Source organism: Paenibacillus ihumii, assembly GCF_001403875.1.
Classification (GTDB): Bacteria; Bacillota; Bacilli; order Paenibacillales; family Paenibacillaceae; genus Fontibacillus; species Fontibacillus ihumii.
The window spans coordinates 599,724-620,907 of the sequence record NZ_LN884298.1; the positions used below are offsets into that span (position 1 = coordinate 599,724).

Annotated in this window: 19 protein-coding genes and 4 pseudogenes; 12 read left to right on the plus strand and 11 right to left on the minus strand. The window is 48.2% G+C overall.

The annotated features are described in order from the left end of the window. Nucleotides 1-20 precede the first annotated feature (20 nt). The 6 genes and pseudogenes from BN2762_RS07500 to BN2762_RS07520 all read left to right on the plus strand — a co-directional run. Nucleotides 21-1,175, plus strand: a complete 1,155-nt coding sequence (locus BN2762_RS07500) for a sensor histidine kinase (RefSeq protein ID WP_083484800.1) — start codon at nucleotides 21-23, stop codon at nucleotides 1,173-1,175. Further along, complete coding sequence (locus BN2762_RS07505; RefSeq protein WP_055106386.1) at nucleotides 1,162-1,806, plus strand: response regulator transcription factor; 645 nt, start codon at nucleotides 1,162-1,164, stop codon at nucleotides 1,804-1,806. The genes BN2762_RS07500 and BN2762_RS07505 overlap by 14 nt, the downstream gene beginning before the upstream one ends. A gap of 72 nt (nucleotides 1,807-1,878) precedes the next feature. Then, nucleotides 1,879-2,844 carry a CPBP family intramembrane glutamic endopeptidase gene (locus tag BN2762_RS07510; protein WP_230202452.1) on the plus strand — a complete coding sequence of 322 codons (966 nt, stop codon included), beginning with the start codon at nucleotides 1,879-1,881 and terminating at the stop codon, nucleotides 2,842-2,844. A 23-nt stretch (nucleotides 2,845-2,867) separates the two neighbouring features. Then, a pseudogene (locus BN2762_RS27560) lies at nucleotides 2,868-3,154 on the plus strand (IS4 family transposase); the annotation flags it as partial. A 35-nt stretch (nucleotides 3,155-3,189) separates the two neighbouring features. Beyond that, nucleotides 3,190-4,224 carry an alpha/beta fold hydrolase gene (locus tag BN2762_RS07515; protein ID WP_055106388.1) on the plus strand — a complete coding sequence of 345 codons (1,035 nt, stop codon included), beginning with the start codon at nucleotides 3,190-3,192 and terminating at the stop codon, nucleotides 4,222-4,224. Between the two features lie 133 nt (nucleotides 4,225-4,357). Next, nucleotides 4,358-4,579: pseudogene (locus BN2762_RS07520) on the plus strand (nitroreductase family protein); the annotation flags it as partial. A 127-nt stretch (nucleotides 4,580-4,706) separates the two neighbouring features. Here BN2762_RS07520 and BN2762_RS07525 read toward each other — a convergent pair. Together BN2762_RS07525 and BN2762_RS07530 are read right to left on the minus strand one after the other, a co-directional pair. Then, the gene (locus BN2762_RS07525; protein WP_055106390.1) at nucleotides 4,707-5,276 is read right to left on the minus strand and encodes a YdeI/OmpD-associated family protein; all 570 of its coding nucleotides are present in this window, start codon (nucleotides 5,274-5,276) and stop codon (nucleotides 4,707-4,709) included. Then, complete coding sequence (locus tag BN2762_RS07530; protein ID WP_055106391.1) at nucleotides 5,266-5,736, minus strand: VOC family protein; 471 nt, start codon at nucleotides 5,734-5,736, stop codon at nucleotides 5,266-5,268. Before BN2762_RS07530 ends, BN2762_RS07525 begins: the two co-directional genes overlap by 11 nt. Before the next feature lie 98 nt (nucleotides 5,737-5,834). Between BN2762_RS07530 and BN2762_RS07535 the strand changes: the two genes are divergently transcribed. Continuing rightward, nucleotides 5,835-6,746 (plus strand): helix-turn-helix transcriptional regulator, encoded by a 912-nt coding sequence (locus BN2762_RS07535; protein ID WP_055106392.1) that lies wholly within the window; start codon nucleotides 5,835-5,837, stop codon nucleotides 6,744-6,746. A gap of 250 nt (nucleotides 6,747-6,996) precedes the next feature. Here BN2762_RS07535 and BN2762_RS07540 read toward each other — a convergent pair whose 3' ends face one another. Further along, entirely contained in the window at nucleotides 6,997-7,851 is an 855-nt protein-coding gene (locus BN2762_RS07540) for an SDR family NAD(P)-dependent oxidoreductase (RefSeq protein WP_055106393.1), read from the minus strand. 340 nt (nucleotides 7,852-8,191) lie between these two features. Here BN2762_RS07540 and BN2762_RS07545 point away from each other — a divergent pair, with 340 nt between their 5' ends. Next, on the plus strand, nucleotides 8,192-8,743 hold the full coding sequence (locus tag BN2762_RS07545; protein ID WP_055106394.1) for a TetR/AcrR family transcriptional regulator: 552 nt from the start codon (nucleotides 8,192-8,194) through the stop codon (nucleotides 8,741-8,743). A gap of 64 nt (nucleotides 8,744-8,807) precedes the next feature. On the opposite strand, the pseudogene BN2762_RS27565 reads toward BN2762_RS07545, so the two are convergent. Then, nucleotides 8,808-9,085, minus strand: a pseudogene (locus BN2762_RS27565) (AraC family transcriptional regulator); the annotation flags it as partial. A 78-nt stretch (nucleotides 9,086-9,163) separates the two neighbouring features. On the opposite strand from BN2762_RS27565, the pseudogene BN2762_RS28305 reads away from it, so the two are divergent. Beyond that, nucleotides 9,164-9,301 (plus strand): annotated as a pseudogene (locus BN2762_RS28305) (IS3 family transposase); the annotation flags it as partial. A gap of 216 nt (nucleotides 9,302-9,517) precedes the next feature. Further along, complete coding sequence (locus BN2762_RS07550) at nucleotides 9,518-10,966, plus strand: serine hydrolase domain-containing protein (RefSeq protein ID WP_055106395.1); 1,449 nt, start codon at nucleotides 9,518-9,520, stop codon at nucleotides 10,964-10,966. Between the two features lie 187 nt (nucleotides 10,967-11,153). Here BN2762_RS07550 and BN2762_RS07555 read toward each other — a convergent pair whose 3' ends face one another. Further along, a complete protein-coding gene (locus BN2762_RS07555; RefSeq protein WP_055106396.1) occupies nucleotides 11,154-12,854 on the minus strand; it encodes a proline--tRNA ligase in 1,701 nt (566 codons plus the stop codon). A gap of 301 nt (nucleotides 12,855-13,155) precedes the next feature. Here BN2762_RS07555 and BN2762_RS07560 point away from each other — a divergent pair, with 301 nt between their 5' ends. Beyond that, on the plus strand, nucleotides 13,156-13,863 hold the full coding sequence (locus tag BN2762_RS07560; RefSeq protein ID WP_055106397.1) for a recombinase zinc ribbon domain-containing protein: 708 nt from the start codon (nucleotides 13,156-13,158) through the stop codon (nucleotides 13,861-13,863). 382 nt (nucleotides 13,864-14,245) lie between these two features. Here BN2762_RS07560 and rlmH read toward each other — a convergent pair whose 3' ends face one another. The 4 genes from rlmH to BN2762_RS07575 all read right to left on the minus strand — a co-directional run bounded on the left by rlmH (nucleotide 14,246) and on the right by BN2762_RS07575 (nucleotide 18,957). Next, nucleotides 14,246-14,725 carry a 23S rRNA (pseudouridine(1915)-N(3))-methyltransferase RlmH gene (rlmH, locus tag BN2762_RS07565; protein ID WP_055106398.1) on the minus strand — a complete coding sequence of 160 codons (480 nt, stop codon included), beginning with the start codon at nucleotides 14,723-14,725 and terminating at the stop codon, nucleotides 14,246-14,248. 374 nt (nucleotides 14,726-15,099) lie between these two features. Next, complete coding sequence (locus BN2762_RS25945) at nucleotides 15,100-15,267, minus strand: CxxH/CxxC protein (protein ID WP_074048587.1); 168 nt, start codon at nucleotides 15,265-15,267, stop codon at nucleotides 15,100-15,102. A gap of 173 nt (nucleotides 15,268-15,440) precedes the next feature. After that, a complete protein-coding gene (locus BN2762_RS28135; RefSeq protein ID WP_055106399.1) occupies nucleotides 15,441-17,411 on the minus strand; it encodes a glycerol-3-phosphate dehydrogenase/oxidase in 1,971 nt (656 codons plus the stop codon). Between the two features lie 232 nt (nucleotides 17,412-17,643). Beyond that, nucleotides 17,644-18,957 (minus strand): S1C family serine protease, encoded by a 1,314-nt coding sequence (locus tag BN2762_RS07575; RefSeq protein ID WP_083484802.1) that lies wholly within the window; start codon nucleotides 18,955-18,957, stop codon nucleotides 17,644-17,646. A 397-nt stretch (nucleotides 18,958-19,354) separates the two neighbouring features. Between BN2762_RS07575 and BN2762_RS07580 the strand changes: the two genes are divergently transcribed. Beyond that, entirely contained in the window at nucleotides 19,355-19,561 is a 207-nt protein-coding gene (locus tag BN2762_RS07580; RefSeq protein ID WP_055106400.1) for a hypothetical protein, read from the plus strand. On the opposite strand, the gene BN2762_RS07585 is transcribed toward BN2762_RS07580, so the two are convergent. Then, complete coding sequence (locus BN2762_RS07585; protein WP_055106401.1) at nucleotides 19,530-20,336, minus strand: MBL fold metallo-hydrolase; 807 nt, start codon at nucleotides 20,334-20,336, stop codon at nucleotides 19,530-19,532. The genes BN2762_RS07580 and BN2762_RS07585 overlap by 32 nt on opposite strands. 8 nt (nucleotides 20,337-20,344) lie before the next feature. Next, entirely contained in the window at nucleotides 20,345-21,094 is a 750-nt protein-coding gene (gene yycI, locus BN2762_RS07590) for a two-component system regulatory protein YycI (protein ID WP_055106402.1), read from the minus strand. Nucleotides 21,095-21,184: the final 90 nt, after the last annotated feature.

A 21,184-nucleotide genomic window follows, 5' to 3' on the forward strand; every position in this document is an offset into this window, starting at 1 on the left:
TCAAAAAAATATTATCTTTCATGGATTGGGGCGTATTTGCTCTTCGCTTCTACCATTATATTTTGATGGCAGCCCGGCTTCTCACAAGTCCTGGGCTTTCGAGCACTACATGGTTAAACATCATCTGGCTAATGGCCGCGCTGATCATCCCTCTAATATCATGGTTTCCTGGGCGACGGATGAACAAACTCTGGTTTTGCATACTGGAGCTATTGCTAGGCGGTTCTTATTATGTAAATTCTATCTTCCATCCGGAACTGACGTCAAAAGCTGATTACTTACTGCCGAGTCTTGCCATGGGATACTTGTTGACTAAGCAAACCCTCTGGGTCATTCCCGCAGTTGCTTTAATACCTTTTACTTTTCAGTCTTATTTAAGATTATCTTGGGATCAAACCATTAGTCTTGGAACAGACAATCTGTTATTCTGCTTCATCGGCATTTGGGCAAGCTTCGTAGCCAATGCGTATGAACAGAAAAATAAACTGGTTACCGAAGTGGAACATCAAAATAAACTGTTAACCCACTATGCCGCTGAGATTGAGAAGATGACTTTGATGCAGGAGCGCAACCGTATGTCCAAGGAGCTTCATGATACACTGGGGCACTCCTTTATCTCACTCATTATGAGCCTTGATGCATCCATTGCCCTTATGGATCACAAGCCTGCCGAGGCCAAAGACAGGTTAATTCGATTAAGAGCGCTGGCTGAGCAAAATCTGGACGAAATGAGAAGTGTTGTACACGAGATGGGAGAAGAAGAGGAGTCAACTCTTTTCCAACAGGTTGAGGCGCTTGTAGTTCGATTCCAGGAGCACACGGGAACCGTTATGACTATGAATCTGCTGGGGACAGAGCAGCGGATGCGCTTTGAAGTGCGTCAAGCGATACTTCGGGTCATCCAGGAGTCTTTCACGAACGCATTAAAACATGGAAAAGCGTCTCAACTGCATCTGGAGCTTCGATTTTCCGAATCTATTCTGCAATTATCCATTCAAAATAACGGAAAACCCATGGACAAGCTGGAGTATGGCTTCGGCTTGACCTCTATGAAACATCGGCTTGAGCATTTGGGAGGCCGCTTGCTTGTGTCATCCAGGTTAGGAACTTCGGCGATTACCGAAGTCAAATGTGAAATTCCGCTGAAGGGAGCGACACTGCATGGCGAAAATTAAAGTGCTGCTTGCCGATGATCAGGAGTTAATTCTGGAGAGTCTGCATATTGTATTGTCCATGGAAGAGGATTTAGATATCGTCGCATTAGCCAAGAATGGAGAAGAAGCGATTAAAGGCTGTGAACAGTTTCAGCCGGATCTTGTACTGATGGATATCAATATGCCAGTCATGGACGGCGTTGCAGCAACAGCTGTGATTAAAGAACGGATGCCTGCAATCAAAGTGATCATGCTGACCTCCTATAAGGAAGTAGAATATGTGCTGACGGCATTAAGCCATGGGGCAGAAGGTTATTTGCTCAAAGCCATTCATCCCAAGGATCTGGCTGCAGGCATAAGAGTGGTTCATGCGGGAGGGACTTTAATCACGCAGGAGATGGCGAGTAAAATGATCAAAAGTATGAACAGCGGCCCCGCCACGATAAGTAATGAATACGGGCTGAGCGCTCGTGAAATTGAAGTGCTGCATAAGCTGGCTTCTGGCTTGCGCAATCAAGACATTGCTGAGGCGCTGTTTCTAAGTGAAGGAACGGTTAAAAATTACATCTCAACGATTTATTCGAAGCTTAATGTGAGGGGAAGGCGGGAGGCTATTCGTAAAGCCCGAGATTCGGGATTCATGGATCACTAAGAAGCCGATACCCAAGAAGCTGGCAGCTAATAATAGTCGCCAGCTTTTTGAGCATGTTCATATGACCAAATCATGACCAAAGCGTACTTTCTCTTTATGACTTTTTCAGCCTATACTCATGTCTATCAAGTAATAGAGGAGGCTGAGCAGGACATGAAGAAAATGTCTGCACTTAAAGAGAAGCAGCATGTTGGTGGAAAAATAAGTAAATGGAATCTATTTTGGCGCTTTCCAATCGTCTGGATGATTGTGGGTACCATCGGCATTATTCTAGCGGATGCTCTATTCCGGCCATTAGCAGAGCAAGCACGGGGAGTTGCTTCTCTTCTTTTGACACTAACGGCTGGGATTGTGGCCATCATCGTCTATAGGCTGACGATGAAATACCTGGCTCGTCGGTCAATTCCTGAGATATCAAGAAAACGCGCAGGTATTGAAGCTGGCATGGGATTACTCACTGGAGCTATTTTTATCACCATATCCATTTCTATTATTGTTGCTGCGGGAGGCTACTCCTTTCAATGGTCCAGTACTGCGGACACGGGTTCTGTTCTAATATCCTCAGTTACACCAGCTTTAAGCGCAGCTATTATTGAGGAGCTTATCTTTCGCGGGCTTATGCTTCAAGCCATTAGTAAGTTGGCGGGAAACGGGGTCTCACTTGCTATAACCTCACTATTCTTTGGAATAGCCCATCTTGGGAATACAGGGGCAACCCTATGGAGCGCGTTTGCCATTACCATAGAAGCAGGTATTCTGCTTGGAGCCGCGTTCTTGTGGCGACGGAACCTATGGTTTGCCATGGGGCTGCATTTTGCCTGGAATGCACTTGAGGCTTTACTTGGTATTCCTGTTTCCGGACACTCTTCAGCGGGTCTGTTTACTGTGAAAGTGAACGGTGCAGCCATTCTCACAGGGGGAGATTTTGGACTCGAGGGCTCTATTGTTCCGGTGATAGTCAGCCTTCTGATTGCCATTCCCATGCTGATTGGCGCTGCACAGAATCGGGTATCGTCGTCCGAAAAGCCTTATATTTAATATCTCAACTTTCGCACCTCTCGATCAACTACCCGACAATTGTTTTTTCACGTTACATCCTGCTTGCTTGGCAGCACCGGCAGAGTACGGATCAGCGATCTTTTGGCGACTGTTTTATTTGCTTTGCGATGAAGTTGGTACAATCGATTGGGCAGTTGCTCTTCAGCAATTGGTCGATATGATCAATGAAATTGCCTCGAGAGCTGGTAAGCGGATGACAGCAATCATTCAACGTCAATTACAGCAATGGATCGCTGGTTTGCCCAATTACATCAAGGCATATCTGCCTATTTCATGTTACGAAAGTTGAGTTAATAAAACTACTCTTATTAATGAGGTGAGATTATCAAAAAGGTGAGAAGGATGTTGGTATATTCGGGGGCAGCTATTATATTGCTTGTTGGGTTAGCGTTGTTTTTTCCCACTTGGACTCCCAAGATAGAGGGCAAAAACAGCATAAGCATACTTGAGCAAGTCGAAATTAACGGCACAGGTCATGAACTTCTGATACGAGGTCAGGATAAGAGCAATCCGGTTGTTATTTTTGTACACGGAGGTCCGGCGGTTTCAGAAATCCCCTATGCCACCAAGTACCAAGATCTGCTGGAGAAGGACTTTACGGTTGTCCGATATGACCAACGAGCCAGCGGAAAATCTTATCACTTTGGAGAGGACTATTCCAATCTTTCGACAGATCTATTAGTAAAGGATTTATTGATTTTGACGGATTACATTTCGGCTCGTTTGAATCAAGAGAAGGTCATCCTCGTCGGACATTCCTCCGGAACGTATATTGGCATACAGGCGGCACAGCAAGCTCCTGATAAATACGAAGCCTATATTGGCATCGGACAGGTATCTAATATTGTTGATAGCGAATGGGATAGTATGAATTATGTGATTGATCAAGCGAAACAAAGCGGTAATACGACCGACGTTCAATATTTGCAAGGGTTAACCGAACAAGTCCGAAACGGGACTGCGTTAGTACCTCGCCAATATGTTCACAAATATGGAGGTGCCGCAAGACTGATCGATGCTGAGGCGGATATGGAACAAGGGTTATGGTTTGGACCTGAGTATAACTTATTAGATCGCATCCGTTATAACCGTGGTGCAGCTTACTCACAAGGCATTTTAATTCGGCAAGCCCTTGCAGAGCCTCTGCCTACAATCGTTACGAAACTTGAGATACCAGTATATTTTATCATGGGACAGTATGATTACATGACTTCCGCAAAATCGGCCAAAGCATACTTCGATCAAATTGAGGCGAGTTCAAAGGAATTTATAACATACGAGCAATCTGCTCATTATCCACAATTTGAAGATAAAGAGACATTTTCCAAGTGGATGGTGGATTCATTCGTTCAACAATAGTGCGAAAGGTCAGTTTTATGGTTGCAGCAATTTTTCCGAAGTGCTACAACTGTTCTATTTGTATAATAATTCAGTATAAAAATCGAAGCCGTTCCTTCCAGGAGCGGCTTTTTATTTTGACAAACGGAGCGCGTTGGACTCGGGCCTTATGTCCATGCAACTAATGCTTGTAGCTCGCGCCCACGGCTATGACACCAACCCAATGGCGGGTTATGACAAGGATCGAATCGCGGAGGTCTTTCACTTGGACAAGGAGCGGTTCCAGCCGGTCATGCTGCTTTCGATCGGTAAAGCGAGCAAAGAAGGCTATCCTTCCTACCGATTACCAGTAGATACGATTGCCACTTGGGCATGATCGGACTTTTAGCAACGCGAAGTCCTAGTGCTTCGCGGATTCCTCGAGTATTCATGCCCGCAGAGACAATTCAAACGAATGGCGGCCCTATGGCCGCCAAATGCTTATTTGAATATTATAAAGCATCTTAATAATCGAGCAGACGTCCAAAATCATTCCATTGACCGTACATTTTGTTTGCTCTCGTGTTCGTTATGAATTTATCTAATCTGCTCCTAAACAATTCCGGTTGATTCTTGGCACTTTGTATCGTGTCAATCCGAACCCTTCTATATAGATTCGGAAATGCCCTGAAGTGATCATATACTTGCTGATCCTCTTTTATCCGCTGCTCAATCACCTCATCTATTTTAAATGATCGGGGATCCAGATCAGGCAATACCCTTCTTCCTTCTTCTGTCATCATCCCTAACTTTTCAAGGCGGCGGACGCGTTCTTTGTTCAATTCCGTCCATGGGCTCTTTTTGCTCCTAGGAGAAAGCCTCTGAGCCAACTCTGTTTCGGAAATTTTCTTTTTGACTCCATCGATCCATCCAAAGCACAGCGCTTCCTCAACTGCGTCCAAATATAACACCTTATCTGGAATAGGCCTCATACAAACCAAGACCCAGCATGACTTTTCAGTCCTACCGTTTTCCTGCAGCCAAATCCGAAGATCTTTTCTCGATTTTGCCGGCAGCAACCTTTCAATTTCCATGGCTGCTCAAAATCACTTGATCAAGAAACCTATCGGCGTCACTATTAAACTTCCAGCAAACCCCAAACCTATCCACCAGCATTCCGAAGCAGGATGACCACGGAGTATTGGATAACGGCGTGATCACATGACCGTCTGCCGATAGATGATTAAAGTAAATCTCCAGTTTTTGTTTATCCTCATAGACTAAACTGATCCATACATTGTTTCCTTTCATCAACTCACCCGTCACGCTCTTCATGGAAGGCAGCAAATCCGACATCATGATTTTCCCGCCCGCGAATTCGATCGAAGATTCCATAATCATATTCAACTCCGCTTCGGATAGAGGGTAGCTCGGATCTTGCGGAAAGTTCTTGTATCTAACCTTTTTCACTTCAGTTGCCTGTAAGGCCTCTGAATAAAAATCTATCGCTTGTTCCGTAACCCCATCAAAATTCAAATACGCGATCGCTGACATTAAGCAAAACCTCCTTCTTGTGATACATGTAGTATAATGGATAAAAGGTGACAGCTTAGTGTCACCATTCTGAAATCATGTAGAAAAAGAGGGCAATTATGGACAAAGTGGAGAGACTTATTTCGATTATCATGATCTTGCTGAAAAAAGAGATTGTTTCTGCAAAGGAATTCTCACAACTATTCAATGTTTCCAAACGAACGATCCTTCGCGATATGGAAGTATTGAGCTTATCGAACATCCCAATCTACTCTGTTCATGGGGTGAATGGCGGCTACGGCATCATGGATGAATACAAGGTTGATAAACGGCTGTTAAGCAGCTCCGATTTAGAGAATATATTGACTGCGCTCGGCGGATTGGAACAAATCCTCCTTACGGAAGAAGTTGAAAGAACAATTAAAAAAATAGAGGCCATGGTCAGTCCATTGTCTCTGAATCGTTCCATTCAACTGTCGTTTTATGATTGGGAAGGTCGGTCCGAAATTCTTGAAACCTTAAAGACGTGTCAAGAATCCATTTTAAAGAAAAGGCTGCTTTCGTTTGATTATACGGACAAGGACGGGGCTGTAACGAATAGAAGAGTCGAACCCTATGAGCTGCATTTTAGCGAATCGAGTTGGTACTTGAAAGGATTCTGTTTACATCGACAGGGATATCGAACATTCAAATTATCTCGGATTGATCATATTGCTGTAGATGAACATGCGTTTCACCCTAGAGACGATTGGTCAGCGCAAGGACACGAAGTAAGTTATCTACCGCAACTCGTCGCGATTAAGGCATGGATATCGCCAAGCATAAGGGATCAAATCATCGAAAGGTATGGTCGAAGGAGTATTGAAGATCATCGTTCTGGATTTTTATTAGCAACCATTTATGTCCCCCAAAACCCTACGGGATTTCAATTCTTAGCGAGCTTTGGCACTCATCTAAAAGTTGTAGAACCCAAAACTTATGTTGAAGACTTTCGCAATTATTTATATCAAATGATGGAGAACTATTCTTGATAAGGTCTCTTCTTGGCATATATGACCGATTCCACATGTATTAACAATTTGAAACTGCGCGGCTGTCTTCCGCAGTCGCACTGGTTGGCTATGAGTGCAGCACGATCTCGACTGCTCTAGATAGCCGAATGGCCTTTCGTCATATCTATACCATTTTGAATTACATTATCTCTATGTGCTATTGTATTTACAAGTGCTTCTCTACAGGCCAATTCTGGATAGATGTATTTTTAACAGGATAGCGGCTCGGTTAGTAATTTGTCAGCCCTTCGCACAAGGTCCACAGTTTCTTTCCCGCTCCATCCTCATACTTGGTGTGAATCGGTACGATCTGCTTCTTATCATCGAAGAACACGCCATTTGCGCGCTCTATTTCTTTCGCAGACGCCAGATAAACCCCGATCTCGCATTTCTGCTTTGCACTTGCGTTCATGAGAGGTGCAGCGACCCTCAAGTACCAAGGCGCGTTCCTCGCAAGATTGGATTTCACAAATCCCGGGTAAAAAGCATTGGAGGTCACTCCCGTTCCTTCCAAACGCTTTGCCAATTCGAAAGCAAATAATGTCCTGGCGAACAGCGACTGGCTGGTTGCACGCATCGTGCTATACTGGTGCTCCATTTGAATATCATCGAAGTTAATGATGGGATTCTTCATAAATCTAGGGTTACCCGACACTGTGATGACGCGCGCTGGACCGCTTTCTTGGAGAATGTCGAGCAACTGGTTAGTCAGCAGATAATGACTATGCACATTGACCGCGAACATACGATCAATCCCCTCAGCCGTCAATTCCTTCTTAAAATAGACTGCACCACAAGCATTTATAAGCACGTGCAATTGATCATACTTCCGCTTGTATACGTCGCAGACTTCCCGGATCGATGACTGTAGGGAAAGATCTGCCGCCACCCAATCTACCCTGTTGTTGCCTGTGGCTTCCGAAATATCCTTTAATGCAGCTTGCCCACGCTCCGCACTCCTGCTGATGATCACGATCTTGGCGCCAAGTCTGGCTAGTCCCGTTGCGATTGCTTTTCCTACTCCGGATGTTCCCCCGGAAATTAAAAATACTCTGTTTTCAATATCCGTCCGTGTTTCGTTCATCGTCTCTCCCCCTTATACGCAACAGTAAAAACCTTCGCGAACCTACAAGTTTGACTCTGCCTAGGTGGTAGTAGGTGGCTCATTCCGTCGAAGACGGTTAGCCGTGTGTTCGTGGAAGCCTAATCGTGTCCGTCAGCGATAAGCAGTAACGATTAGTATGGCTAAGTGAGCCGAGTACTGTTATTTTCATTGTGTATTCACCCTCTTTTTGATAAAATAGTGTCACAAACTGACATTTGAAGTTATTGTATACCTGTGGGTTTTTTAATGTCAAGAAAAAATGTCAGAGACTGACTATTTTATTTTTATTCCATTAACCACATAAATAGGAATGATGAACATGAAAAGCAAAGAAAAATTACAGGCGGCGGCCGTTAAATTATTTATGGAAAAGGGCTATGAAAACACGACTGTACAGGAGATTGCGAGTCTTGCGGGTGTGACGGAGCGAACTTTTTTCCGTCAGTTCAAGGACAAGTCGGACGTGCTTTTTGACACGAACAATGAGCTGGGGCAGTGGGTAGCGGCATTTATCACAGATAATTTAAACGTTGAGACAAAACCGCTGAAGCTAGCGGTTGAAGGCTTTGTATCGAATTCCGAGTTTTTCGAAAGCTCGCGAGAGAGGGTACTAGCGCGGAATCAAATTATTCAGAGCCACTCTGATCTGCAGGAACGAGAGCTGTTGAAGGGGCAAGTGCTCATTGCGTCTATCACAAGCTCGTTATCTGCCAAATATGATAGCAATCTGTCAGAACTGGCCGCGCGATTTGCAGTAGAAATTTTTCATATGGCATACAATAAATGGATTTCAAACGCTGAGATAAGCCTTGCGGAGCAGCTGCTCGCCGTTTATGAGTTGTATGAGAACTCATTTTGTTGCGTGGATTAAAACTGCAACAATTTCGGCGTCACTTATGATACGGTTCACAATATTTGATCGATCAACTTCAAATAACTTGACCTTTATACTGAGACTGTTCAAGATAGGCAAGGATCGTTAGAAGATTCATCTGACAAAACATATCCTCCCCAAACCATAAAACAATATAGTCATAGCTTTTCTCAAACAGATGATTTAGGGCGTTATTACCTTGTTCCTGTAACTTTCTTCAGATTCATTATGTCCTGCCGCTCTTGTTTGAATAAATGCATAATCGAAAATAGATGCCGTCGTCGCATTTACACACATTGCTTCATTGAACGGTGCATAATCAGCATCTCCCATAAGCTTGTTTCACGGTGAAAAGGCCTTTAGAAAGGTCTATATATCAGCTTAGAATCACATGGCATAGACGCCCTACAGCCACACAAAGCGAAAGTAGTCTATGAACTAAGGAACGAATTCTCGCTGAAGGCACTTCTAGAGCTAGCAGCGATTCCTCGCAGTACCTATTATTACGTGATTAAAACGTTCGACAAGCCAGACAAGGATGCTGAGTTGAATGAAGCAGAGGGGGCTTTTTGTGTTCCTAGCAAAATAGTTCGTAGTAAGTAGAAGATTATGATAGCAATCTAATTTTTTATATCGTATGATTCTTCACATACAATAAGATTTTACATTAATAAGCTTCATAACATATATCTTATTACACTTTAGGGGAATAAGGCGTACTGCGGATTATTTATATTTTCCATAAGGGAGTTATTTCGGAATGGAGAGACTATGAAAAAAATTATTGTCTTTATGCTTGCATTACTTATACTGTTCACCGGATTTGCAACACCAAGCTATGCATTATCAGATTCGCAATCTGATTCAATACAAACATTGTTGGATGATGCAAGCCGTATATCAGGTGTACCGGGAATATCAATCTCCATACTTGCGAACGATGAAGTGCTCTTCTTTTCTTCCGGGTACGCAGATCGTGAAAGGGGACTGTCGGCAAGTGAAAATACTCTATATGAGCTGGCTTCGGTAAGTAAAGCTTTTACCGGCATGGGTATTCTGCTGCTGGAAGAACAAGGACTGCTGTCAATGTCAGACTCTATCCAGGAATATTTGCCTTGGTTTACGTTAAAGTATCGAGGGAGACCTGTTGATATGCAAAGCCTTACACTAAATAACTTTCTTCACCATACCAGTGGTCTAACAAATTTTTGGCATACTCAAAATATTCCACAAGGCAATACACCAGATATGTTGCAAAAGACTGTGGAAATGCTCGTAGATGCTGAATTGGCGTTCCCTCCCGGTGAACAGCATAACTATGGGACCGTTAATTATGACGTATTAGGTCTGGTTATTGAGAGTGTGTCGGGACAAAGCTATGAAGACTTTATGAAGGAACAGGTATTTCAGCCGTTGGGTCTTCACCAGACGTATGTTTATAAAGAAGATGCTCAAGCCACCGGACAGTTGGCACAGGGCTACCGTTCTTCCTTTTTTAGGACAACTCCATATAACGCGCCGGATTATTCCGGGAATAAGCCCGCAGCCTACATCATTTCTAATACAAAAGATATGGCGCGTTGGATGGGCATACAGATGGGTATTGTGCAGGACATACCCGAAATATTCCATACCGTTATCGAAAAATCACATCAGGGTGATATGTCTGTTCCGGCTGTCAACAAAATGTATTATGCGGCGGGCTGGTCGGTAGACGCCAACCAAACGATGATAGAGCACCCAGGGGGCAATCCCAATTTCGGAACCGAAGTGGTCATACTGCTAAATGAACGAATAGCCATCTGCTTGCTGACCAACGGCGAAAATATCAATAGAAGCTTGGTATTAAAAGTTAAAGATATATTAGACGGCAATCTGACGCAGTCATATGAAATAAGCGGCACACAGCTTTTGGACATCATTTTGTCGTCTACCACAATTATTCTTTGCCTATTGGCTGTTCTGTTCTTTCTCTTAGGATTACGCAGAAGGAAAACGAATGAGCGGCAGCCAATGACAAAAAAGCGAATAATCGTAACAGCTATTATGCTGGTTGCTACGATTGTCCAGTGTATATTGTGCTTTGCATTAGATTGGTCAGCGATACTTATTTGGCGAACATATAGTGTTCTTACAGCTTTGATTTCGTCGGCATTATTAACAGCAAGCATTACATGGTTTGTATACACTCACCGATATAATGCCTCACTCCGAAAATAAGCATTTCATTCGTTCGCTTATTGAAAAAACGCGAAGATTTCTTTTAATGAGAGAACAATTCCAACAAAAAGGAAGTGCCAGGCACCCCCTATTTTTCGCCGTTACTTATAGTAGGGTTCTCCGCGTTGCCTGTAACGGCAAGTTTTAGGACCATCCTTTGAGGGATGGCCCTTTCCTTGAAGACTTCCTAAACGCTAGTGCTTACTCGAAGAAGAGCTTCGTCAATTGAAAGTAGCTGTTTCTCGTTCGTTCCGCGGTCGACATATTCTACATTACCACGGACCGAGTCCTTACCAACGACGATGCGAATAGGTAGACCGATCAAATCGGAATCATTGAATTTCACGCCTGCCCGTTCGTCCCTGTCATCAAGTAGCACTTCGATACCCCTTTGCCTTAATGCATCGTACATATCATTCGCTATTTTCCTCTGAGTATCGTCCTTAATAGAGATAGGAATGAGATGCACTCTGTAGGGAGCAATTGCAGTTGGCCATACAATCCCGCGCTCATCATGATGCTGTTCCACAATTGCTGAAACGATGCGCGACACGCCAATGCCGTAACAGCCCATAATCATCAGTTGCTCTCTTCCGTTCGTGTCCAGATAGCGGGCCCCTAATGCCTCACTATATTTTGTCCCAAGCTTGAATACATGCCCAACCTCAACTCCTTTCACGAAGCGTAGCTTGCCTGCTTCGCAACGAGAGCATGATTCACCTTCCTTGACGTTACGGAAATCACCGACGCGCTCAACCGTGAAATCCCGACCTGGAACGACGTTCCTTATATGAAATTCGCTTTCGTTTGCACCAGCTACGCCACACTCCATCCGGGCTACAGCTTCATCTACAAGAAGGGGGATCGACAACCCGATCGGACCTGCAAACCCTATTGATGCACGTGTAACCGCTACTGTCGTCTCTGCATCTGCAAGCGCCACCGAGTCGACACCTAACGCGTTCTTTACCTTGATTTCATTCACTTCATGGTCTCCGCGAACAAGGACTGCGATTGGATTTCCACCGGCAATGTAGATGAGTGTCTTCATGACGTCAATGGGCCTAATTTGTAAGTGCTGGGTAAGTTGCTCGATCGTTTGCACTCCGGGGGTGTGGATTTTCTCATACACTGGTATTTCACTTTCGCTGCTCTCAAAACGATCCTCCATGGACGTTGCCTTCTCTACGTTGGCAGCATACCCGCAATGAGAGCAAACCGCTATTGTATCTTCCCCAATGTCGGCTAGAGCCATGAATTCATGGGTGCCACCTTCGCCACCGATTGATCCCGCATCGGCTTCTACCGCTCTGAAAGTCAATCCACATCGTTCGAAAATACGATGGTACGCATCGTACATTGCTCGGTAAGATCGGTCCAGTCCTTCCCATGAGGCATCAAAGGAATAGGCGTCTTTCATTAGAAATTCGCGACCTCGAAGCAAACCGGAACGTGGACGACGTTCGTCACGGAATTTCGTCTGGATTTGATATAGTGTTACAGGCAACCGACGATAGGAATTGATTTCGTTCTTCACCAACATCGTAACGACTTCCTCGTGCGTCGGACCCAATGCAAACTCCCGCTGATGCCGATCGGTAAGTCGGATTAGCTCTGGACCATACGCGTTATAACGGCCCGATTCCTTCCACAACTCCGTAGGCTGAAGTGATGGCATGAGAAGCTCTTGTGCGCCAGCGTTATCTAGCTCTTCGCGTAGAATTCGTTCTACATTGCGCAGTACGCGCCAGCCCGTTGGCAAGTATGTGTAAATGCCTGCGGCAAGTTGGCGAATATAGCCCGCCCTCAGCAATAGTCGGTGACTTGCGACTTCCGCTTCCGCTGGTGCCTCTCGTAAAGTGTTGGCAAATAGTTGGGATTGACGCATAAACATACCTCCTTTTAGTGCACTAAAGAACAAAAAGACACACTCGTCAGGGACGAATGTGTCGTGGTACCACCCTAGTTTTGATCGCCTATTCTTGGCGATCCTCAATCCGAATAACGGTCGGTACCGGCAACGGTTACTTGAATTCGCCGTTGCAGCTCACAAGGCGGGAAATGTATCTTTCGGGGGAGACCTTGCAGCTCTAGGGTCCCTCTCTGCGCCGCCGAATTCGATAACATGCTCCTTGGTCTAAGCTATTACTGTCATTTATTGTTATAGATCATAGTTAATGGAGAGCTCCATGTCAAGTCATTCTGAACGGAAGCCTAAGTTCTACAAGAAGAAGGCCGTCTCCGCTCCTCGAAAGTTCGACGGTATCTACCTTCTGACGGGGCTCATGAGATGCCCTCAGTGCGGAGCAACGCTTGTCGCCCATCGAATCAACGACACGCTAAAGAGTGGTGAGAAGGTCGTCCGAAGATACTACATTTGCAGCAACTTCCGCAACAAGGGGAGCCGAGTCTGTAACTCCAACTCGGTGAAGGCGGACTTCGCTGAACGCTACGTCATCGAACGGATCGCGGCGGTAGTACAAACGCCAAAACTGTTGGACGACATTGTCGTTAGCCTCAACAAGTCGCGGAGCAAGAGCGTTGCTCCGCTTCAAAAAGAGCTAGCTGCAATCGAGCGCGAGTTGAAAACGCTAGACTCCCAGAAGCAAAGGTACTTTGCCCTCTACGAAAGCGACACGATCGATAACGACATGCTGGTCGAGCGCATCAACGAATTGAAGTCGAAGTACGACGTGCTCGCAAACCGAAAATCCGAAGCAGAACGCCAGTTGGACGAAAACCAAGCCGAGCCCATCCCGCTTCAGCTTGTACGCAAAGCACTCAGCGACTTCAACGGGCTTCTTCAGACCTCTCCAGTCGAAACGCAGAAGACCCTAATACAGACCATAGTGAAGCAGATAGCCGTACAGCAAGGCCAAAAGCTTCGAGGCATTTAACTGGAATTCGACGAGACGCTCAGACAATGTCTCGTCGTCGCAGCCCCCTCCACCGACAAGGTGGACGGGGCTTTTTCTTTGTCCAGACGCAAGTACCCCTCACCCTTCACGATCGTGATCTAGGGCATCTCTCTTTCCGCTAAGCGAAAGTACCGTCAGAAGCGCATAAACTGCCAGCATCGACACTTCTGACACTTTTCTTTCCCAGCCTCGGAGACCCTCCCCCATCCACGAAGCCCTCTTCCTTCCGTGGGATGTGACGAGGATGTTCTACTCAAAAAACGATTGCCCTATGTACTTTTCTTGCGTTTCCTTGGCCCGAAACCTGCACACATATATACAAATCCATGCCCCGCAAGGAACTCCGCAAAAAAACTTGCCCTTATTTATGATACGGTTCCCCCCGATTGATCTTCACCGCCCGATAAATCTGCTCCACCAGCACCAGCCGCATAAGCTGATGGGGCAGCGTCATGCGCCCAAACGACAACCGCTGCTGCGCGCGGCGGAGCACCGCATCGGCGAGCCCATGGCTCCCGCCGATGACAAACACGACATGGCTCGTCCCATACGTGCCGAGCCTGTCGATCGCGGCAGCGAGCTCCTCCGAGCTCCACAGCTCGCCGCCCACCTCCAGAGCGATGACATGCGCATCGCTCTTCACCTGGGCCAGCACGCGCTCCCCCTCGCGTGCCTTCACGGCCTGCACCTCCGCCTCACTCATCGTCTCCGGCGCTTTCTCGTCGGGTACCTCCACGACTTGAAACTTCACATACGGGGCAAGCCGCTTCGCATACTCCGCGATCCCCTGTACCAAATACTTCTCCTTCAATTTGCCGACGGCCACAATTTGAATGAACATTCCAAGCATCTCCTGTCCAGCCTGCCCGATCCAGGCTGCTGAAATTTTGCGATTCCATCGCTCTTATACGATTTATCGTTTATGTAAATTAATAAATCCCTATCACATTCTGACTAGCGTTACAAATGGATTACCTCCGGGCTGGCTCTTATAACCTATAAGTCCGCTCCACTCTATCCACCCATTTTACCTGTCACAGCCCCACCACGCAAAAAGGCCGCTCTCCATACCCAAGGATGAAGACGCCGCCCTCTACATTCAATCACGAATTTCGATAAGTTCACACCGCTGAAGCTAACCTTTGCATTGAACCCAAATGAATTGCCTTGTCCCCAATCAGGGGCCGCACTGCACCTTCAAGGCTTAGCCTCGTATCAAATAATCAAAAACTTCGCCCGCTGCTCGCATTGCTCGCACGTCACAGGAGGATCCCATTCGATAAATTTCGTCTGATCCAAATCGACAATGTCCGGCGCCTCCTCGAACTCGTCCACGAACATATCGATCGCTAATTCCACATGATCTTTGCAAACTACATACATAAAATGAAAGCATCCTTTCTCTAGCTCGTCTCACGATCCGCCATTCAGTTCCACGATAAACACAGTATACCCTTTTCAGTTCTACCACACTCCCGGGCAAAAAGGAACCATCTTTCCGCACAAAATGTACTGTAAATATACACCGGCTCTACATTTTCCAGCACATCCTCCTATTACTCCGCATCCTCCGGCACAACCGTCTCATGCAGACGCTTCTCTAGCTCCTCCGCATAACGAGCTTGCTCCTCGGCGCTCCAGCCTAAGTATGAAGCCATATATACAGCGGCAGGCCCCTTCCATTTCCTCACCCAATCCACATTGAACAGCAGTGCCCCTGTCCTGCGGATGAAAAAGTCCTCCAGCGTTACTGCCATCTCATGCTCCATTGCATACCTTAGCGGCACACGGACCTCCAGAGGGAGCCGAATAGCCTTAGAAATTTGGGAACTACCGAGTGTTTGCGATGCTTCAGTCGTATCCATCCCATCTGGAAAATCAATCTCATTAGAAAAAACATTCTCCTCAGATAATTCCATCATTCCAGCAAGTCCAGCCTGATCAGCTGCTTCTGCCGATTCTATTGCTTCCACCGAATGCTTCCCTTGAGATCCATCCGCCCGCCGCATCTCCCGCACCAGCTCAAACAACCGATCCACGTTGGACCCATAGCAGGCCGCCCACTTTGCCGCCAATTCCCGAGGCAAGCCGAGGCCGGTCCCTTCCCGAGTCTTCTTCGCTACATAGTCTTGAAAAGAGGTCGCTCCCCCCACATGGCCGCCCGAAATCGGCAATTCCTTCGTCCGGCACGGCGGGTATCTCCCACCGTCACCCACAACAGATACAGCAACGCCGCCTGTCTGAGCCAGGCTGCCCGAAGCGCCCTCATGGAAACTTTTAGTTCCTTCAACACTCCCATTTCTGTCCCTGTCCGCCCCGCCGCTGCCGCGATCAGCATCCGCCTCTAGCTGAGCTGCAACCCGATCCACCACCGTCTCCGCCATCCTCCGGTAGCCTGTCAGCTTTCCCCCAGCTATGGTGATCAGCCCGGATTCGGATTGCCAGATCTCATCCCGGCGGGATATTTCAGAAGGTCCCTTCCCTTCCTCATAGATCAGGGGGCGAATGCCAGCCCAGCTGGATTCAACATCCTCCTCCGTAATCCTGACCTCAGGGAACATGCCGTTCACCGCATCCAGCACATACTGCCGATCCCGCTCCGTCATGCGGGGATGCATCATATCCCCGGTATATTCCGTATCCGTCGTGCCCACATAGGTCTTGCCGTCCCGAGGGATAGCGAACAGCATCCGGCCGTCCGGCGTATCAAAATACACCGCCTGCTGCAAAGGGAACCGGCTCTGATCCAGCACAAGATGGATCCCCTTCGTCAGCAGCAGCCGCTTGCCCTGCTTCGAGCCGTCGAGCTGCCGCAGCGCATCGACCCAGGGACCAGCCGCATTAACGATCCGCCGCGCCTTGACCATATACGTCCTGCCGCTGAGCACATCCGCAATCTCTGCGCCTGCAATCCGCCCCCCCGCATAATCAAAACGCTCCAGCCGCGCATAATTCACAGCAAGCGCCCCATGGGCCACGGCCTCTTTCAGAACCTCTAACGTTAGCCGGGCGTCATCCGTACGATATTCCGCATAATACCCGCCGCCCTGCAAGCCTTCGCGGCGCAGCAGCGGCTCCTTCTCCACCGTCTCAGCCGCGCTCAGCATGCGGCGGCGCTCCTCCCGCTTTACCCCGGCCAGGAAATCATAGACCTTCAGCCCAAGCGATGTACTGAACCTGCCAAAGGTGCCTTCCTTATAAATCGGCAGCAGCATCCACTCCGGCGTCGTCACATGCGGCCCGTTCTCATATACGATTGCCCGCTCCTTGCCTACCTCGGCTACGACACCGATATCAAGCTGCTTCAAATACCGCAGCCCGCCATGCACCAGCTTAGTCGAACGGCTCGACGTCCCCGCCGCATAATCCTGCATGTCAATCAGGCCGGTTCTCATGCCGCGGGTAACCGCATCAAGGGCAATGCCCGCACCCGTTATCCCGCCTCCAATGATCAGCAAATCAAGCGGCGCCTGTTCCATATTTTGAAGAAAATGCGTTCTACTTCTGCTCGCAAACGGGACTGTCATGGGTTTACCTCCTCTAATTGCAAGAAAGGGACCACAATTACTCCTTCACCCTGCTGCAATGCGGCTGCCCTCGTAATGTGATCCCTTGCGTATTCGCTATATTCTTCATACTTTGAATAACCTAAACGATACAGACTCCAAGCATCCCCGGACCATCACCGTACCGTTTCATGCACCGTACCGTACCCGCAAGGAGCAGTGCACACGGTGCACAAACCTATGCTGCTGCCCCTTAAGGGCTGGGCTCCAGCTCGCCGAAGCCGTGGTCGCTATCGTGATCATGCTCCTCATCGTATATCTCGTACCAATCATCCTCCTGCCCGCTATCGTCAGGCTTATCCTCCAGCTTGACCTTCACGCGCTGCAGCTTGCCATCGCGGTAGAAGCTGACCTCCATATCGTCGCCAATCTTCTTATGTCTGTACAGATACCTGCGCAGATCGAGCGTCGACGTAATCGGCTGCTTGTCGAGCTTGACGATGACATCATTCAGCTTCAGCCCCGCCGCCTTCGCCGGGCCATGAGCTTCAAGCACGATGACGCCATCCTCCACATCCTCCGGCAGCAGCAGCTCCCGGCGATCCTCCTCGGTCAGCACGGAGAATGGATTGTTCAAATCAAGGGTGTACACGCCTAAATACGGACGCACTACCTTCCCATGCTCCATCAAATCATTGACCGTCTTCATGACCTCGCTGACCGGGATGGCAAACCCAAGGCCTTCCACGCCCATATCAGCAATCTTCATCGTATTGATCCCGATCAGCTCACCGTTCAGATTGACCAGCGCTCCGCCGCTATTTCCGTCGTTAATCGCCGCATCCGTCTGAATCACTTCCTGCTCCCAGTCATAATTGCCGTCCTGGTTGACCGATACAGGTATCACTCGGCTTGTATAGCTGACAATGCCAGAAGTCAGCGTCCCCCCGAGTCCCAGCGGATTGCCTACAGCCAGTACGGTCTCCCCCGGCTGCAGAGTCTTGGAGTCACCTAATGCAATTACCGAAGTAATCCCCTTATCATCGACCTCCAGAACCGCAATGTCGCTAATGGCATCCTCGCCTACAACCGTAGCTTTCTTCGATTCCCCGTTACTCGTGAGGATTTCCAAATCACTCGCTCCGTAAATGACATGTGCATTCGTAATAATAAAGGCCTTGCCCTTCTCCTTCTTAAAAATAACCCCGGATCCAAGCGCGGCTTGCTCCGGATCTCCTCCCGACAGCTCGCTATGGTTCAGAATGCTAACGACCGTCGGCCCGACCTTCGCGGCAGCGGTGCTAATTCGGCTGAAAGGATCAGGACCCCAGCCAAAAGTAGCCCCTCCGCCCGAACCGTATCTGGCCTTGGAGGAAGGAAGACCCGTAATTAAGCTGAACAGCAGCACCGCGACAATCGCGCTGAGGACGGATGAGACGATCGAAACCTGCAGTGTAGACCATCCCGAGCCGCGCTTCCGTTTTTTCCACCCGCGTGGGCTCTCCGTCCGCCGTTCATGCCGCCGCGATACCTTCGTGGAATAAAACTCGTCATCAAACAATCCCATCCGAACTCTCTCCCTCCGTGACTCTGCTCCCAGGCTATTCGCTCCCGATTCATCTCATGCCTGCAACCTGAAATGAAGCTCTACTTCACCTTATTCCCGGTAGGCAAAGCCATATGTCCGTACAAACCCCTAGCTTCTAACGAGACGGTTCAGTATGAAGTTGCTGGTGGTTCCGCATTTCTTCAACTTTTTCAAGACATCAGGAATGATTCCTTCCTTAAAAGACTAGACTAAGAAGAAAAACGTTGATCGAATGTACCTTCAATAAAGACAGACCGCTTTTAGCAATAGTTTTTCAAGCGATAGTTTCATAGATTCATTTTACCATATAAGGCGCGTTCCTGAAGGTTTTTCCATTAAGGGAAATGCCGGCAATTTCAACTTAAGGAGGATGATTATGGATTCTTATTTCTCCCCGATGAATGAGGTCAATATTCTAGCGAAGCTGGCCGATCTCAAGGAAGATCAGTATCGGCAGCTGCTCGCCCTTGGCGCGATGATGGAGCTGCTCGTCGAGAAGGGCGTCCTTAGCCGCGAAGAGATCGCACAGAAGACCTCCGAGTTGGACCATGCTAAGGCTCGCCCACCCTATCCCACGGCGTAGGACGATCCGCATAGGTGTCGCACAGGCGGAACTCACTGTCCCGGTAGAAGCACCCGCGATCCTCCATAGCGCTGCGAACTGACATTTTAGCCAGATCCAGCATGTTATGCTCCTTGCTCAGATGAGCCAGATAAGTGCGCTTCATGCGGCCGTTCAGCAGCTCGCTGAGCACCTCGCCTGACGCTTCATTCGACAAGTGGCCCATATCGCCAAGAATACGACGCTTGATGTTCCAGGGGTAGCGTCCCATGCGCAGCATTTCGATATCGTGATTCGCCTCAAGGACGAGCACATCCGAATCAGCAATTGCCTGCTTTACTTTATCGCTTGCATAGCCCAAATCCGTGCAGACGCTCAGCTTCTCCCGGCCGTCGCTGAAGGTATAACCGACAGGCTCTGCGGCATCATGCGAAATACCGAACGACTGCACCCGCATCGATCCGAAATCGCGGGCCTCGCCGGTGGCAAGGAGCCGCCGGTTCTCCTCGGCAATGCTGCCAATCGACTTCTCCATCGCCTGCCACGTCTTCTCATTGGCGTAAATGGGCAAATTATATTTCCTCGCTACTGCCCCAAGTCCCTTGATATGGTCGGAATGCTCATGTGTCACCAGAATGCCCGTCAGATTCTCGCCGGTCAATCCGCGCTCCAGCAGCAGCTCATCTATGCGGCGGGCACTGAACCCCGCGTCGATCATCAGTGTAACCTCTCCGTCCGTCACCACCGTCGCATTCCCGGTAGATCCGCTCGACAGTACCGTAAATTGTAAACCCATATTCCCCATTACTCCTTCGATTCCTTCGTGTTAGGACTGATGACGTCCCCGCTAATGCCCTGCACGTAATATTCCTCTCCGCTCTCCAGCAGGAAACGCCATGCCGGCGAAGCCGGCAGATCGGCGTCCGAATCGAACACCTGACCGTAATAACCGAGCTCAATACTCGTCACTACGGCACCCTCCGGCAAAAAATTCTCAATAAGATTGCCCAGTGCCTTCGAAGCAGACAGCACCTGCTGCTCCTTCTCATCCGCTGATTCGTTGATTTCAATTAAATCCTGGCGGTAAGACAGGATTTTCTGATTGCTGTAATGCAGCTCCAGATTGATTTTAAAGAGCGGCCACTTTCCGTCCACGAGCGGATGCAGTACGAATATGTTCTCGCTTCCGGCCCATTCGTCATAACGGTAATTTCCGATATCCGGCAGGCTCGGACGCAGCGCATTGACCAGCTCCTTCGGCGTAAAGATCAGCCTGCTGTCCACAGGCGCCGGCAGCTCGACAACTTTATGGCTTTGCTGCCCATTGACGAAGCGATAGGAAATTTTGCGCAGCTGCGGCGTGTCGCTCGGAATTTGCGCGAGTACCTTGATGCGCTTACTCTCCATAACCTTCTGCGTACTGATTTCCAGCGAGGTAAGGTCGGGATTGGAGTCGGCCTGCTCCCTCAGGTCATTCCAGAGCTGATAGCCCAGCACTAAATTCAGCAGCAAAAAAGCGTAAATCAGCACATTTTTAGCTCTGCCCCAATCCATACTCCATGACCTCCCTTGATTACAAATTGTCCACTCTTGTGAATTGCCCTCTATCCTGCAAACTGCCTTCCAGTCTTGCGACTGGCGTCA

What these genes read in the sequence shown, in the direction of transcription:
- BN2762_RS07500 (WP_083484800.1), top strand. Translation starts at nt 21, where the DNA reads ATGGATTGGGGCGTATTTGCTCTTCGCTTCTACCATTATATTTTGATG.
- BN2762_RS07505 (WP_055106386.1), top strand. Translation starts at nt 1,162, where the DNA reads ATGGCGAAAATTAAAGTGCTGCTTGCCGATGATCAGGAGTTAATTCTG.
- BN2762_RS07510 (WP_230202452.1), top strand. Translation starts at nt 1,879, where the DNA reads ATGACCAAAGCGTACTTTCTCTTTATGACTTTTTCAGCCTATACTCAT.
- BN2762_RS07525 (WP_055106390.1), bottom strand. Translation starts at nt 5,276, where the DNA reads ATGGAAATTGAAAGGTTGCTGCCGGCAAAATCGAGAAAAGATCTTCGG.
- BN2762_RS07530 (WP_055106391.1), bottom strand. Translation starts at nt 5,736, where the DNA reads ATGTCAGCGATCGCGTATTTGAATTTTGATGGGGTTACGGAACAAGCG.
- BN2762_RS07535 (WP_055106392.1), top strand. Translation starts at nt 5,835, where the DNA reads ATGGACAAAGTGGAGAGACTTATTTCGATTATCATGATCTTGCTGAAA.
- BN2762_RS07540 (WP_055106393.1), bottom strand. Translation starts at nt 7,851, where the DNA reads ATGAACGAAACACGGACGGATATTGAAAACAGAGTATTTTTAATTTCC.
- BN2762_RS07545 (WP_055106394.1), top strand. Translation starts at nt 8,192, where the DNA reads ATGAAAAGCAAAGAAAAATTACAGGCGGCGGCCGTTAAATTATTTATG.
- BN2762_RS07550 (WP_055106395.1), top strand. Translation starts at nt 9,518, where the DNA reads ATGAAAAAAATTATTGTCTTTATGCTTGCATTACTTATACTGTTCACC.
- BN2762_RS07555 (WP_055106396.1), bottom strand. Translation starts at nt 12,854, where the DNA reads ATGCGTCAATCCCAACTATTTGCCAACACTTTACGAGAGGCACCAGCG.
- BN2762_RS07560 (WP_055106397.1), top strand. Translation starts at nt 13,156, where the DNA reads ATGTCAAGTCATTCTGAACGGAAGCCTAAGTTCTACAAGAAGAAGGCC.
- rlmH (WP_055106398.1), bottom strand. Translation starts at nt 14,725, where the DNA reads ATGTTCATTCAAATTGTGGCCGTCGGCAAATTGAAGGAGAAGTATTTG.
- BN2762_RS25945 (WP_074048587.1), bottom strand. Translation starts at nt 15,267, where the DNA reads ATGTATGTAGTTTGCAAAGATCATGTGGAATTAGCGATCGATATGTTC.
- BN2762_RS28135 (WP_055106399.1), bottom strand. Translation starts at nt 17,411, where the DNA reads ATGACAGTCCCGTTTGCGAGCAGAAGTAGAACGCATTTTCTTCAAAAT.
- BN2762_RS07575 (WP_083484802.1), bottom strand. Translation starts at nt 18,957, where the DNA reads ATGGGATTGTTTGATGACGAGTTTTATTCCACGAAGGTATCGCGGCGG.
- BN2762_RS07580 (WP_055106400.1), top strand. Translation starts at nt 19,355, where the DNA reads ATGGATTCTTATTTCTCCCCGATGAATGAGGTCAATATTCTAGCGAAG.
- BN2762_RS07585 (WP_055106401.1), bottom strand. Translation starts at nt 20,336, where the DNA reads ATGGGTTTACAATTTACGGTACTGTCGAGCGGATCTACCGGGAATGCG.
- yycI (WP_055106402.1), bottom strand. Translation starts at nt 21,094, where the DNA reads ATGGATTGGGGCAGAGCTAAAAATGTGCTGATTTACGCTTTTTTGCTG.